This is a genomic window from Streptomyces thermocarboxydus (assembly GCF_024760485.1).
Classification (GTDB): Bacteria; Actinomycetota; Actinomycetes; order Streptomycetales; family Streptomycetaceae; genus Streptomyces; species Streptomyces cellulosae.
In genome coordinates this window covers 85,932-99,638 of the sequence record NZ_CP058273.1, presented here as the reverse complement: position 1 = coordinate 99,638, position 13,707 = coordinate 85,932, and the positions used below count along the sequence as shown (strand labels likewise).

Below are 13,707 nucleotides of genomic sequence, written 5' to 3'. Positions count from 1 at the left end.
CGGCTCTCAGTTCAGCCCGAGAACCCCCATCGTGTGCTCGGCCATCCGCCGCTCCCCGAGGGCGTTCGGGTGGACGGGCACCAGGCTCGTGCCGAACAACAGCGGTTCGATCCAGCGGGTGCCGAGCGGCGAGCACGCGTCGTGGCCGTCGGACACCTCGGCGAAGTCGACGAAGGTCGCGCCCGTCTCCTCGCTGGCGCGCTCCACCGCCGCGTTCAGGTGGGCCTGCACGTCACGCAGGTACGGCACGTCGCCCTCGGCGATCGGCAGTTTCAAGTAGCACGCCGGGTCGGCCTTCTCCGGGGTGATCCAGGGGTAACCCAGCACCGCCACACGCGCGTTGGGCGCCTTGGCGCGCACCGCCCGCAGAGCACTCTTCAGCGCGGGGTACGTGCTGTTCTTGATCTCGTCGTTGAAGGACGAGCCGTACTTGTCCTTGCACGGACTGCCCTTGCCCCCGGTGAGCAGGCCCGCGCTGCCGCAGGACGTGATGGCGTTGATGAAGGTGCCGTTGTCGTTGCCGCCGATCGTCAGCGTCACCAGATCGGTGTCGGCGCTCAGCGCGTTCACCTGGGGCGGGACGCCCAGGTACTGCGACGAGGTGAAGTCCTTCGTCTGGGCCGCGCCGCAGGTCACGTCCTTGAGGCGGGCGCCCGTCCGGTCCGCGATCACGTGCGGGTAGTTCACGGTGGACCTCAGGCACAGCAGGTTACTCGTGTCCACGGGCAGCACTCCGGAGCCGGCGCTGTAGCTGTCACCGAGGGCGACGTAGCGCAGCGGGTCGGACGCCTGGGCCGTGCCGCCGGCCGTGAGGCCCAGGGCGAGCGCACCGGCGAGCACGCATGATGTGACCATGACATTACGGCGCGAGACATGCTTCTGCATGTGATCCCTTTCAGGAGGGAGGGCGGGGCTGCGGGCGCGGCGGGCGGCAGGGCGTGCCGGCAGGGCGGACAGGGCAGTCGGGACGGGGAAGAGTGCCCGGTCGAGCGGTTACCGGATGGTTCTACCGTCAAGTAATGTGCAGCGGCGCCGAGTCGGAGTCAACATTGTTGACCGAACTTCTTGAAACGCACACGCGATCTGCGTCCGCCCCCCTGTGAACGTGTGAACGCGCAGTTGCGAAGCGCACGGCCGCCTATCCTGGCCCGCATGCTGCAGACCGGCTCCAGCGTGTCGACCCGCGAGTCCATCCACTCGGCCGCCGCCCAGCTTTTCCGGAGCAGGGGCTACTCACGGACCACCGTCCGCCAGATCGCCGCCGAGGCAGGCACGGACCCCGCACTGGTGATCCGTCACTTCAAGAGCAAGGAACTGCTGTTCCTGGAGACGATGCACCTGACGCTCGACGACGAACCCCTGCTCGACGTACCGCTGGAGCGCCTGGGCGAACGCCTCGCCGAACTCCTCCTCGACCTCGGCGGCTCCGCACGCGGCGTCTTCCTCGCCCTGGTTCACGGCAGCAACGAACCGCACATCCACGACCGGCTCAGGGACACGCACGAACATCTCTTCGTCGAGCCCCTTCGCCGCCGTCTCACCGGCCCCGACGCCGACGTCCGCGCACGCATGGCGGCCGCCGTCGCGGGAGGACTCCTCTACGCCCTGTGGGTGGCGGGGGACCAGGGCCTGCTCGGGATGGACCGCGCGGAGCTGGTGTCCCGGTACGGCGCCCTGCTCCAGGACGTGCTGACTCCCCGGACACCCGAAGTTCCCCGGACCCCCTGACTGCCGGAGGCCCGGGAGACACCCCCGTCCTGCCCTCCGCTACATCCTCCCTGCCGCCGACTTGATCGCCTCGCGGATCCGCGGATACGTACCGCAGCGGCAGATGTTGCGGATGCCGTCCAGGTCGTCCTCCGTGACCTCGCGGCCTTCCTCCGCGACCCGGCGGACCAGCGCGACCGCGGCCATGATCTGCCCCGGCTGGCAGTAACCGCACTGCGCCACGTCCTGCTCCAGCCACGCCTCCTGCATCGGATGCAGCTCCCCGTCCACCGTGTCGGCGAGCCCCTCGATGGTGGTGATCTCGTCGGTCGGTTTCAGGGCGCCCACGGGCACCGCGCAGGGGTTCACCGCACGGCCGTTGAGATGACTTGTGCACGCCTTGCAGACGTTGATGCCGCACCCGTACTTGGGCCCGGTCACGCCCAGGACGTCGCGCAGCACCCACAACAGCCGCTCGTCGTCCCGCACATCGACGGTGACCTCTTCGCCGTTCAGGCGGAAAGTGTGCTTCGGCACGTGAGAGCTCCAGGGGTGTTCAGCGGACGTGGTCCAGGCCGTCGGTCGGGGACGCGGGGATCGGCGGCACGGTCGGTTTGGGATCGAACGACAGGGTGCCGTGGTTGACGGGGAAGCTGGTCGGCATCGTGCCGGTCGCACGGCCGTACGCGCAGGCCACCGCCGCCATCGACGCGGCCACGCCCAGCTCGCCCGCCCCGCCCGGCTTGCCGGTGGTGTCCGGCATGACGATCACCTTCATCTCCAGCGGGGCGTTCCACTGCCGGGTGTAGAAGTAGTTGTCCCAGCTGGCCTCGAGGAAGTGACCGTCGCGCAGATGGAGGCTGGAGGTGAGGGTCTGGGCGATGCCGTCCATCAGGCACCCCGTCATCTGCGCTTCCAGACCGCGCGGGTTGACGGTCAGACCGACGTCCACCACGACGACCGCCTTGGTGACCCGGGGACCGGCCACGCTGTCCCGCACCCGCCGGTTCACCGTCTCAGGCCGGCAGTCGATCTCCACCAGTACCGCGTTGGCCGAGTGGTACTCGGTGTGCAGCGCGATGCCCTGCGCCATGCCGTCCGGCAGCGTCCGGCCCCACTCACCGGCCTCCGCCGCCTTGTCCAGCACGGCCCGCGCCCGGTCGTCCCGCAGGAACCGGCGCCGGAACTCGTACGGGTCCTTGCCCAGCTTGGCGGCGAGCCGGTCCACGATCAGCTCCCGCGCGCACACGACGTCGGGGGAGTAGACGTTGCGCATGCTGCCGGTGTTGAAGCCCTTGTCCGTCTCGGCCAGCAGCCTGCTGTTCGCACCGAAGTCGTACGGCATCGACTGCGACAGCTGGAAGAAGGTCTCCGAGAACCCGATGTCCCCGACCGGCAGCTTGGCCGCCATCGCCGTCAGCAGTTCGCCCAGGCCGTGACCGAGATCCGTGGAGACGCTCGTGTGGCGCTGCTTGTAGCCGAGGACGGTGTCACCCGCGTACGCGACCCGCACCCGGGAGGTCGCCATCGGATGGGTGCGGCCCTGACGGGAGTCGTCCGCGCGGTGCCACATCAGCTTGACGGGCTTGCCCGTCTTCTTCGACACCTCGGCGGCCTCCAGCGCCGCGTCGAAGAACAGCTTCCGCCCGAACGAGCCGCCGCCCTCGGTGACATGCACCTTCACCGTGCCCACCGGCAGCCCCAGCTTCGCCGCGATCGTCTCCTGGGCGACGATCGGTGACTTCAGGGAGGACCAGATCTCCGCGCGGTCCGGACGGACGTCGGCGATCGCGCAGTTGGGCTCCAGCGCGCTGTTGCTGCGGAAGTGGAAGGTGAACGAACCCTCCACGCTCGGGGTCAGCGGCGGGAGCCCCATGGACGGTTCGGCGGCGCGCTGCTCCTTCAGCACGGACGCGTCGGACTTGCCCTCCGCCGTCCCCGGCTTCCACGACACGCGCAGCGCCCGCACCGCCTCGATGCACCGGCCGAAGGTGTCCGCGCGCACCGCCACCCCGGTGGAGATCACCACGACGTCGGTCACGCCCGGCATGGCCCGCACCTCGTCGAGGTTGCTCACCGTGCCGGGCCTGCCGTTGATGGTGGGCGGCCGGCACACCATGGTCGGCAGCGCACCGGGCACATCGAGATCCATGGTGAACCGCTTGCGCCCGGTGACCGCGTCGAGGGCATCCACGCGGGTGTGCGGGCGGCCGATGACACGGAACTGGTCGCGCGGCTTGAGGCTCACGGAGACCCGCTCGCTGGTCCGGCCCGCGGCCTTCCCCGACAGCTCCCCGATACCGGCGCTCCGGCCGCCGGGAGCGGACACGACCCCGCCCTTCAGCGTCAACTCACCGGTCGTGACCCCGAATTCGTCGGCAGCCGCCGCCAGCAGCCGCTGGCGGGCGACCGCGGCGGCGACCCGCACCGGCGTGTAGGTGGAGAACGTCGTGTTGGAACCGCCGGTGAGCTGGTTGAACAGCAGCTCGGGCCGCGCGTCGGCGAGGGTGACCCGCACCCGCTCGACCGGCACGTCCATCTCCTCGGCGATCAGCATGGCCGTCGACGTGGTGATCCCCTGGCCGACCTCCGCGCGCGGCAGGGCGAACGACACGGTGCCGTCCTCGTTCACCTCGACCGTGATCAGACCCGAGGTCGGCAGGGCGGCGGCCGTCATCACGTCGTTGAGGTCGACCAGTTCGGTGATCTCCGGCGAGGGGATGCCGTCGGCCGCGGCCCGAGGGGCGCAGGACATCTCGGCGGCGGCGACGAGCGTCGGGGCGGCCAGGACGTACCCGAGGAAGCGTCGTCGTCCCGGGCCGCGTGCGTCGGACTTGGGCGTCTTCGCCGTCCCGTCACTGGGCATACTGCGTCACGATCCCATCTCGGCAGGTCGGGGGTACGGGGCGCACACGTTTCCTTGGGTGCGCTGATCACGCAAGGGGGCGGCGCGTGGCGGATCCGTGATGATCGGCGACGTGCCGGGGCAGGCGGGAGCCGCCGGTGAGGGCGGCCTTAGGCCCCGGACCGTGGACGGCGGAGTCGGGCGAACTGACCCCGAAGCTGAGCCTGCGGCGCAGGGATGTCGAGCGGCTGCACGGGGCGGTGATCGAGTCGATGTACGCGTAAGGGTGCGGGCGGGGGGTCTGGAAGGATGCGGGTCGTGGAGATCAACGATTTCGCCGTCCGGCGTGCGGCCGGCCCCGACGCCGCGGCGGTGGCCGAGGTGTGGCTGCGGTCCTTCTCGGCAGCGCTTCCGGGTGTGCGCCGGGCGCACACGGACGACGAGGTGCGGGCCTGGATCCGCGAGGTGGTGGTGCCCGGCCAGGAGACGTGGGTGGCGACGGTGGACGGCTCGGTCGTCGCGATGATGACGCTGGACGGTGACGACCTGGACCAGCTGTACATCCACCCGGCCTGGCAGGGCAGGGGCATCGGCGGACGCCTCGTGGACATGGCGAAGGGGCGCAGCCCGTCGGGGCTGACGCTGTGGACCTTCCAGGTCAACGAGCCGGCCCGTCGCTTCTACGAGCGGCACGGTTTCGTGGCGGAGGAGTGGACCGACGGTTCACGGAACGAGGAACGGGAGCCGGACGTCCGGTACGTGTGGCGCCCTGAGGGGGCAGGTTTCTGAGGCGGGTGCGGGGTCAGTGCGGCAGTGCCGCGGTCAGGTCGACCTCGACGAGCTGCCCGGAGAAGCCGAGCCGGGCGACGCCGAGGAGGGTGCTCGCGGTGGTGAACGCGGGTCCGATGACGGACGCGGTCAGGCGTTGCCAGGCGGCGCCCAGGACCGGTCCGTCGTCGCTGACCACGTAGATGACGGAGCGCACGACGTGCTCCGGCTCGGCACCTACGGCGCTCAGGGCGGCGAGGGCGTTGGCCGCCACCTGGTCGATCTGGGCGTCGAGATCACCGCGCCCCACGAGCTCACCGGCCGGGTCGAGGGGACACTGCCCGGCCAGATAGGCCGTCCGGCCCGCCTCGACGACGGTGATGTGGTGGTACCCCGGGGTCGCATGGAGCTCAGGCGGATTGATACGCGTGATCTGGCCAGTCATAGGCCCGAGTCTGTCGCCAGGAGAGAGCCGGACGCATCACATTTTCGCGTGTCGGCTCAGGGCGCGGTCGATGAGGTCCCGGATGGCCTCCTCCTGGCGGGCCGCGGTTTCCGGATCGGCGGAGCGGCTGTGCGCGGAGACGGTGACGGTGAGCCGGCCGTCGAAGGTGGTCGCGGTCTGGACGACGTACCCGAAGCCGCTCCCGCCGTGTCCCAGGTAGCCGCCGCCACGGGAGAGAGGCGTGAAGAACAGGCCCAGGCCGGCCCGGGTGCCTTCCGGGTGGCCGCTGCCGTGCGGCACCGCCACGGTGTCCCGCATGGCGGCGAGTTCGGCGGGCCGCAGCAGCTGCCCCCTCGCCAGGGCGGCGAAGAAGCGGTTGAGGTCCCGCGCCGTGCCGGTCATCGAACCGTCCGCCCCGCTGTCGAAAGGACGGTAGGGGAGCGTGGTGTCGACCAGCGGGCCGCCCTCGGTGAACTGCTGGTAGTTGGACGTGTGCGGATGCGGGAGGAAGGGGCGGGTGCCCGGGGTGTCGGTGTGCCGCAGACCGAGCGGGCGCAGAATGCGGTCGGTGACCTCCTGCTCCCAGGTGCGTCCGGTGATCTTCCGGATGATCAGCCCGGCGAGGACGTAATGGGTGTTGGAGTAGGCCCAATCGGTGCCGGCCGGAAAGAGAGGGCGGTGCCGCATGGCAAGGCGCACCAGGTCTTCGGGTGCGTACGCGCGCCACCGGTTGGCGAAGTAGGTCCCCGCGCTCTGCTCGGGGAAGACGTCGTGGACGTAGTCGGCGAGACCGCTGGTGTGCTGCAGCAGGTCGCGCACCGTGATGGTCCGACCGTCGTTCCCTGAGCCCTGCACGACCCCCGGCAGCAGCTCCTCGATCGTCCGGTCGAGGAAGACCCGCCGCTCGCCCACGAGTTGAAGCAGTACGGTGGAGACGAACGTCTTCGTCGTGCTGCCGAGACGCAGATACCCGCCCTCCGGCACAGGACGCCGCGTGACCAGGTCCCGCACACCCGACCGGGCCGTCACGGTCCCACGCGGAGTGTCGAGACGGACGGCCACGCCGGTCACCCCGGTGTCCCGCACCGCGTCGGCGTCACGCCGCAGCGACCGGGCGGCGCCGGTCAGGCCGGGAGCAGCGGTGGCCGGTAAGGCTGAACCGGCCACCGCCACCGAGGTGGTTGCCATCACGATGGAACGACGAGTGATCATGCACCCGAGGCTAGAAGGACGGCACGCCACCGCCCATCCGGCGTACGCCACCCTTGAACTGGTGCCAGCCGCATGGACACCGCCTGATCAGGCCAGCAGCAACGGCATGTCCCAGTCGGCCGGAGTCCCTCCCACCGCGTACGAGTCCAGCGCGAGCGCGACCCCCGCGGCACCGTCCAGATAACCGGACACGTCGGATCCGAACGGCGCCTTCGTCATCGTGAAGCGCAGTCCGAACGGCAGTGCGGGGTCGAAGGCGGAGACGAGTTCGGCGGCGATGTCGTCCCGCAGTGCGGCCAGCCGGGGTTCCTTCCACTCCTCGTCGAGCCGGCCGAGCTGATGCAGAGCCCCCGCCCAACCGTGGCACAGGGCATGGTCGTTGATCCCCCAGTTCTTCCGGGGGAGGGCGAGCAGCCGGTCCACCGAGGCGCGGGCCAGGTCCGAGAAGTCCGTCCGGCCGAGAGCCCGCCCCGCCAGTTGCAGCGCGCGGGACACCCCGGGAGCCCCGTAGCACCAGGCCGGCCACTTGGCGGCCCCTGCATACGCGTCGGGTCCGCGCTGCCACTCGGCGAAGGAGAGGTAGCCGGGCCAGAACACACCGTGCCGGTCCGTCACCGCCCAGGTCCGCAGCAGGCCGGCCGTCGCCTCCATCGCCTCCCGCTGCCCCGGCACCCGCACACCCTGCTCCCATGCCAGGGCCATCAACGCGAGCGGTCCGGCAACGCCGTGCGACAGGCCGAGGTTGAGGTGACCACCGGGAAACGCCTCCTCCGAGCCGATCCGCGGCGCGTCCAACGCCCACCAGCGCGGCACCTGTGCGCCCTGATGCTCCACCGTGCCCAGTGACAGACGGACCAGACAGCCGAGGACCGCCGTCAGCGGTTCCTCGCAGGTCTCCGCACGGGCCAGCAGATAACGGCCCACCCCGGTCAGTCCACGCACCACCTCGTAGTGCCCGATGGTCGACAACGGCCGGTCCTCGACGGGCGGCAGGACCGTCCGTACGAGATCGCGCTGGTAGGCGTCGAACCGCTCGAGCGCGGAGACATACCCGCCGGTGGTGCGGTGGGCGACCAGCACGGCGAACGCCAGGGCGCCGGGTCCCTTGAAGATGCCGCTCGCCGTGCCGCCCGTCCCTGACACGGCGCGCGTGCCCGCCATGAGATACGCATGGGCGCGCGGGACCTGCCGCGCGGCGTCGCGGGCGGCCCCTGCGAAAGCGAGGGCCAGTCCCGGGCTGCCGCTGCCCAGGGTCAGCTCGGCCCAGACCGGCTCGGCGACCCCGTCGTCCGCGGCCTCGGCCGGGATGCGCGTGGCCGCGACGGTGGCGGCGGGGTCGGCCAGCCGTTCCAGGATCTCGGCGGACACGGCGCCCGCTCGTTCCCGAAGCGCCCGTGAGGTCGTGCCGCCCGCGCGTTCCCGAGTCGTGCCCCCGGTGGTGGTCACGTCCGTCGCCCCGTTCATCGACCGCCCTCGCCGCTCGCTCCTTCGCCGCCGTGACGCCGTCGTCCCAGATGACTCCGTACCGCACCCCGCAGCACCGCGTACCCCCGAGCCTCCGCCGACCGGTCGATGCCGAACTGACGGTTGTGCCGCATGTGCAGCAGCGACAGCAGCGCCTCGTCGCGGTCGGCCTCCGGGGCGGAAAGGATCAACCGCCCGTACGCACGTGGCTCGTCGGAGCCGGCCCACAGCGCGTGGAGCGCGGGCGCCCTCAGCGCTTCCGCGGCCGACGCCACCATGTTCCCCGGCATGACCAGCCGGTCGGCGAGAGCACGGTGACGCTGGTAGACCTCGTGCTCGTCGGTCTTGGTGAACATCCGGTCGACCCAGCCGCACCAGTCCCAGTCCCCGAGGGACTCGAGAAGCACCGCGTGCCCGAGCCCGGCGAGCACGTCGGCTGGAAGTGCCCGCGCCGCACCTCGCAGGGCACGCACCTGCACGACGGCCGACAGACTGTCCGTGTGGAACAGGCGCTCGGCGGACTCCTGGAGAGCCTCGCCGCCGTAGCGGTCCGTCTCGGGCCGGTAGGTGTCGAGAGCCGTCGAACGCAGCGCCCCGTTCTCGACGAGCAGACGCGCCGCACGGCTGAGCGCGGGCAGCACCCGCCCGTTCAAGGCCTGACTGTCACCATGGAACCGCAACCGCAGATGAGGCTCGGGGTCCTGGTACCGCACGAAGAACCAGCGGTCGACGTCGTCCTCGATCTCGGCGAGCACGGCGGGAAGGTGATCGGCGAGCAGGGCGTCATGGGCCGACGGTTCCGCGTACCACTTGACGAACAGCCAGTCCTCGCCCGGCAGATGGAACCGGGTGGGCGCGAGCCGCACCGGCGGTGGCGCTTGCGTACGCTCCCCACTCACGGTCTCGCCGGACCGCCGCGCCCCCGCGAGGGGCACCACGATCTCCGTACTGCGCCCGCCGTTCCAGCCGAGCCCCGCCCCCTCGGCGGTCACATCCTCGTACAGGACGAACTGGGGCTGAGAGGCGCAGAGTTCGGACCGCAAGAGGTCCCTGTCCCAGCGCTCGCGCAGGTCGACGGGGTACATCTGGTCGTTGCGCGCGATCTGCAGCCGGTCCGGTACGGCGAGACGCCGACGCCAGGCGTCGAGGCCCTGCTCCCACACGTCCGCGCCCTTGGCGCGCGCCGCGTCGCGCAGCCGTCGCCCGGGCAGCCACCGCTTGGGCATCGCCACCACCCGTCCGTACCGCACACGGGGCAGATACGGCAGGGTGTCGTGCCCGGCCCAGTCCCACCCCGACCACACCCGCGGCCGTGCCGTCGCCAGATCCATCAGGAAGCGCGCCACCGGCGGAGCCTGCGTGTCCAGGGCCAGCATGTGGGGCAGCACGGGCCGGACAGGGCGCCCGCTCTCCGGGTGCAGCAGCCGCAGCCCGTCCGATCCGGCGGCGACGAGAAGGGAACGCCAGTCCAGACAGCGGGGGTCGTCCCGGTCGTCGGGCACACCGACGGGGATGCGGTACGGCAGCAGCCGGGGCACCTGGACGATGTTGAGTCCGCGCGGCTCCCGGGGAGCCAACTCCACCTGCGCGGCGATCACTTCGCCGTCGGCGGCGCCGGACGTGTCGGCAGCCAGCCGGGCGAGTCCGGCGGTGAGGTCGGCCGCCTCCGCGAAACGGCCCGCGGTCGCCCCGGCCGCCCAGGCCCCGATGTGCGGGCTGCCGAGCAGGCGGAAGTCGCCGCGGTCCAGGGCGGCGGTGCTGTCGGCGAGCACCTGGAAGCAGAGTTCGAGTCCGCGCGGCGGCGCGGCCTCCGGGTCGTGCCGGGCGACGTCCGCGAGACGCCGTACGACGTCGTCCGTCAGCACCAGGTCGCCGCCGGACAGGACGGCCTCCTGGATCAACTCACCGATGAGCGCGCGTCGCGGACCGTCCGCCTCGTCACCGGGCCCGATGCGCGCGAACGTGGGCTCCGCGCCGTACTCGGGAGGCAGACCGAGCCCGCGGTGCGGGTCGGCCAGGTCGCCCAGCGGTACGGCGCAGGCGGTGCCGTACCGCTCGATGAAGCGGTCGCGGTAGTCCCGCATGTACGCCAGCGTCGTCCACTCCGGGGTGATCGCCCAGATCGCGGCCGCGTACCGGCACACCTCATGCCCGACCGTCTCCGGGACGACGAACTCGCCCCGCATGTGCAGATCCACGTGCACGGGAGGCCGGGACCGGGCATCACCGCCCATGCCGGGGACATCGAGTCGCCGGACCTCGTCCAGCAACGCTCGCCACGAGTCTCCGCCCTGCCCCGGGGCGTCCAGCTGATGCCGCGCACAGGCCGCCCGGATGGTCCGGAGCGCCCGCGCGTCGTCGGGCAGCGGCTCGTCGAGCACGGCCTCGATGCCGTCGAGCAGCGCGGTGTCGATGAGGTGCGGGGTGATCGACGTGAGGAGGAAACCGTGCCGGACGAGCTCGGCGAGCTGACGGTCGAGCTGCTGGGCGTCCACCGTGGGGAAACGCTCGGTGAGCGAATCGAGCAGGTCGCCGTACGCCACCAGGGTCCGCGCCCCCTCCCGTACGGCACCGACCAGCGAGTTGTCCCGCACCGACTGCTCCTGCCCTCCGGTCCGCAGATGCAGTCGCCCGTCCCGCAGGAAGCACAGGTCGTTGAGGACGACGTCCACACGCCGGCGGACGGCGGGCTCCGCGAGCCAGGCCAGGACACGACGCCGCAGCCATGCCCCGTCGAGCCGGACCGCGACCTCACCGGCCCCCGGCTCCGCCTTGGCCGCGGAACCGAACCTGGCCCTGCCCACCCCCGCGAACAGACCGAACGGCGTCGGACGCGCCGCGGCCCGGCGGGCGTACCGCGTGAGGGTGCGCGCGGCGCTCAACGTCCGTTTGCGTCCCAGCGCGGCCGCACCCTCGTCGCTGGTCAGACGGTCCAGACTGTGCGCCAGGGAACTGCTCGCCACCCGGACGGCCTGGCCGAGCAGGGGATCGGAGGCGAGCCGTCGCGCCCCCGGCACCGGATCGGTGGCGTCGACGCCCGCGAGTGCGGCGCCGCGCGGCCGGCTCGCCATGCGGACGAGCACGGGCTCCCGTACCTCGAATGCTGCAGACGTCTGATCGGCTTCGGACTCCGCCGCCACGTGTGTGCTCTCCTCGTCGCCGTCCGTACGGAAGAGCGGGGCGGTCCCAGCACCGCCCCGCTCGGAAGAGCCCCTCAGGGGCCTCAGTCCGTCAGCAACAGACGGGGCAGCGCGTGCCGATCGCGTAGCTGCTCGGCGAGGTGTAGGTGCCCTGCCCGAACGACTCGGCCTGGTCCGGCAGATCGGACACACGCAGGTCCAGGTCGAGGTCCAGCTCGGGGGCATCCTGGGACAGAACGATCTCGGTACGCATGCTTCTCCCTTGGGTGGTGGGGGTGCACGGACTCGAACACGCCGGGCCGCTGTTGCGGCCCGGACATGCGTATCCTTCGCGGCTGCCGCGGATAGGTGGTAGATGAAATCACGCCATCGATCACGGTGCGGGGCGCGCACCCTTCCGGCTCACTCCGGCTACGGCAGCCGGTCGAGTTCATCCCCGATGCCCGCGAAGCCGGCGCCGCGCCTCCGCATCACGGTGGGGTTGTCGCCCCCAAAACGCAGCACCGATACGGTCTGTGCGTCAGTCGTCAGTCATGATCCGCACCTGTCGGGGCGGGGTTGGCGGGTTGCTGTCCTTGCGGACAGGGTCCCGCTCGTGCAGCACATGGGAGTTGTGTCCGTGGGGAAGAAGCAGAAGCGTCGGCCGCGTCGTGAGAACTGGACGCGCCCGCCCGTGTCGGCGGAGAAGAGGGCCGCCGAGGAGGAGGTTCAGCGTCTCAAGGCCGCGATACGCCAACCGCCCCTCCCACAACGGAGACTGATCGCAGCCCTGTTCACCCTGGCCGTGATCACCTTCGCTGCCTTCCTCGTGTTCGTTCTGCCCGCGCGGTCGCTGGTGAACGACCTGCGTTCCCGAGGTGTTTCCGTCGCGGCCGAAGTCGTGTCGGCGCCGAAGAACAAGTACGGCGGCGCAGGGAACGTCAAGGTCCGATTCGCTGGTCCGGACGGCGAAGTGGATACCGAGCTGAACGACTGGGGAGGTGAACGCCCCGAGGGCCTGCGCGAGGGAACCGCGGTCCTGGTGACCTACGACCCCCGGGAACCCACGCGGGTACTGACGACCGACTGGGTCGAAGACCCGCCCACCGTGACACTTCCGATGTTCGTCACCGCCGTCCTCACCCCGTTGCTGCTCGGCGGTGCCGTCGCGCTGGTCGTGCGGCGCCGCAAACTGCTGAAGACGAGGTCCTGAGGCCGCTGTCAGGGGCGTGGCACGGCAACACGCGTCAGCCGCACCGCCGCCTCCGTGATGTCGCCGACTTCGAACAGCACGCCCCCGAGTTCCAGCGGATCACCGGTACGCAGATCCTCGTACGCCGCCACCGGCACGCCCGCGCAGTTCGCCGCGACGCCCGCCGTACCCGCCTGCGCGTCCAGGTAGGACACGGTGAGCGACAACCCCGTCGGGAAGCGCTGGACCCCGCCGTTGTCGAGCAGGGACAGGCTCTCACCCTCGGCGGGGAAATTCCCGGCCGCAGCGTCCAGCACCGCACGGTTGGTCGTGAAGCACAGCGCCGCGTCGGCCTCGCCGCCCGTCGGCTTCATCGACGCGGGCTCGGCCCCCAGCGCCGCCGCGTCCCGCGCCGACGCCGGCTCCAGCACGACACGGTACGAGCACACCTGCCGCACCGCGTACGCGTGGCCGGCGAGCGAAATCCGCGCCCCCACCCCGACGTTCCACTCGCGCTGTCCCGCCTCGTACCGGGCGCCTGCCCTCAACGTCGCCGTACGACTGCTGCCGTCGGCCGACGCCCCGGCGTACTGCACACCCACCCCGCCCGGCAGCCGGAAGCCACCGCCTCGCAGCACCCGCACCCCGCCGGCCGGCGCCTCACCGACACACACCGGCCCCTTGTCGCTGACCGGCGGAGCCTCCGTCGCCCCGCCGTCACCGCCCTCACCGGAGGGCGAGCCACAACCGGCCAGCGCGAACACCAACATCAGCGCGGCACCGACGACGCGTCGTCCCCTCACAGTCCCGTGCGCCACGCCTGCCTCCCCCCGTCCGTTCCCCCACACGCTCCGACACCCTACGGGAGAGGCCGTACGGCAAGGTGAGCCCGGGCGTCGTCCCTGAGCCGAGCGGCATTCGGCCAGGTGAACCGCTGGGGGAGCACGTGAACAGC

The 13,707-nt window shown here is 71.4% G+C and carries 13 protein-coding genes; 4 read left to right on the top strand and 9 right to left on the bottom strand.

The genetic code is table 11. The annotated features are described in order from the left end of the window. Positions 1-6: 6 nt before the first annotated feature. Positions 7-885 carry an SGNH/GDSL hydrolase family protein gene (locus tag AY578_RS00440; RefSeq protein WP_258901561.1) on the bottom strand — a complete coding sequence of 293 codons (879 nt, stop codon included), beginning with the start codon at positions 883-885 and terminating at the stop codon, positions 7-9. Positions 886-1,152: 267 nt separating this feature from the next. On the opposite strand from AY578_RS00440, the gene AY578_RS00435 reads away from it, so the two are divergent. Then, positions 1,153-1,728 carry a TetR/AcrR family transcriptional regulator gene (locus tag AY578_RS00435; protein WP_028958909.1) on the top strand — a complete coding sequence of 192 codons (576 nt, stop codon included), beginning with the start codon at positions 1,153-1,155 and terminating at the stop codon, positions 1,726-1,728. Positions 1,729-1,767: 39 nt separating this feature from the next. On the opposite strand, the gene AY578_RS00430 is transcribed toward AY578_RS00435, so the two are convergent. Together AY578_RS00430 and AY578_RS00425 are read right to left on the bottom strand one after the other, a co-directional pair. Beyond that, entirely contained in the window at positions 1,768-2,244 is a 477-nt protein-coding gene (locus AY578_RS00430; RefSeq protein WP_019523038.1) for a (2Fe-2S)-binding protein, read from the bottom strand. 19 nt (positions 2,245-2,263) lie between these two features. Next, a complete protein-coding gene (locus AY578_RS00425; protein ID WP_258901556.1) occupies positions 2,264-4,573 on the bottom strand; it encodes a molybdopterin cofactor-binding domain-containing protein in 2,310 nt (769 codons plus the stop codon). Positions 4,574-4,710: 137 nt separating this feature from the next. Here AY578_RS00425 and AY578_RS00420 point away from each other — a divergent pair, with 137 nt between their 5' ends. Together AY578_RS00420 and AY578_RS00415 are read left to right on the top strand one after the other, a co-directional pair. Further along, positions 4,711-4,836, top strand: coding sequence for a hypothetical protein (locus AY578_RS00420; protein WP_019523036.1), 126 nt, complete (start codon positions 4,711-4,713; stop codon positions 4,834-4,836). A 25-nt stretch (positions 4,837-4,861) separates the two neighbouring features. Beyond that, positions 4,862-5,341: a GNAT family N-acetyltransferase gene (locus AY578_RS00415; protein ID WP_258901551.1), complete on the top strand. Its 480-nt coding sequence runs from the start codon at positions 4,862-4,864 to the stop codon at positions 5,339-5,341. 13 nt (positions 5,342-5,354) lie between these two features. On the opposite strand, the gene AY578_RS00410 is transcribed toward AY578_RS00415, so the two are convergent. The 5 genes from AY578_RS00410 to lanA all read right to left on the bottom strand — a co-directional run bounded on the left by AY578_RS00410 (position 5,355) and on the right by lanA (position 11,834). After that, positions 5,355-5,765, bottom strand: a complete 411-nt coding sequence (locus AY578_RS00410) for a RidA family protein (RefSeq protein WP_137207221.1) — start codon at positions 5,763-5,765, stop codon at positions 5,355-5,357. Positions 5,766-5,801: 36 nt separating this feature from the next. Continuing rightward, positions 5,802-6,977 (bottom strand): serine hydrolase domain-containing protein, encoded by a 1,176-nt coding sequence (locus AY578_RS00405; RefSeq protein ID WP_258901549.1) that lies wholly within the window; start codon positions 6,975-6,977, stop codon positions 5,802-5,804. An 87-nt stretch (positions 6,978-7,064) separates the two neighbouring features. Then, on the bottom strand, positions 7,065-8,441 hold the full coding sequence (locus AY578_RS00400; protein WP_258901547.1) for a lanthionine synthetase C family protein: 1,377 nt from the start codon (positions 8,439-8,441) through the stop codon (positions 7,065-7,067). Beyond that, positions 8,438-11,581: a lantibiotic dehydratase gene (locus tag AY578_RS00395; protein ID WP_258901546.1), complete on the bottom strand. Its 3,144-nt coding sequence runs from the start codon at positions 11,579-11,581 to the stop codon at positions 8,438-8,440. The genes AY578_RS00400 and AY578_RS00395 overlap by 4 nt, the downstream gene beginning before the upstream one ends. 91 nt (positions 11,582-11,672) lie before the next feature. Further along, a complete protein-coding gene (lanA, locus tag AY578_RS00390; RefSeq protein WP_019523030.1) occupies positions 11,673-11,834 on the bottom strand; it encodes an SCO0268 family class II lanthipeptide in 162 nt (53 codons plus the stop codon). Positions 11,835-12,254: 420 nt separating this feature from the next. Between lanA and AY578_RS00385 the strand changes: the two genes are divergently transcribed. Continuing rightward, positions 12,255-12,773 (top strand): DUF3592 domain-containing protein, encoded by a 519-nt coding sequence (locus AY578_RS00385; RefSeq protein ID WP_037952926.1) that lies wholly within the window; start codon positions 12,255-12,257, stop codon positions 12,771-12,773. A gap of 8 nt (positions 12,774-12,781) precedes the next feature. Here AY578_RS00385 and AY578_RS00380 read toward each other — a convergent pair whose 3' ends face one another. After that, positions 12,782-13,522, bottom strand: a complete 741-nt coding sequence (locus AY578_RS00380) for a hypothetical protein (RefSeq protein WP_019523028.1) — start codon at positions 13,520-13,522, stop codon at positions 12,782-12,784. Positions 13,523-13,707: the final 185 nt, after the last annotated feature.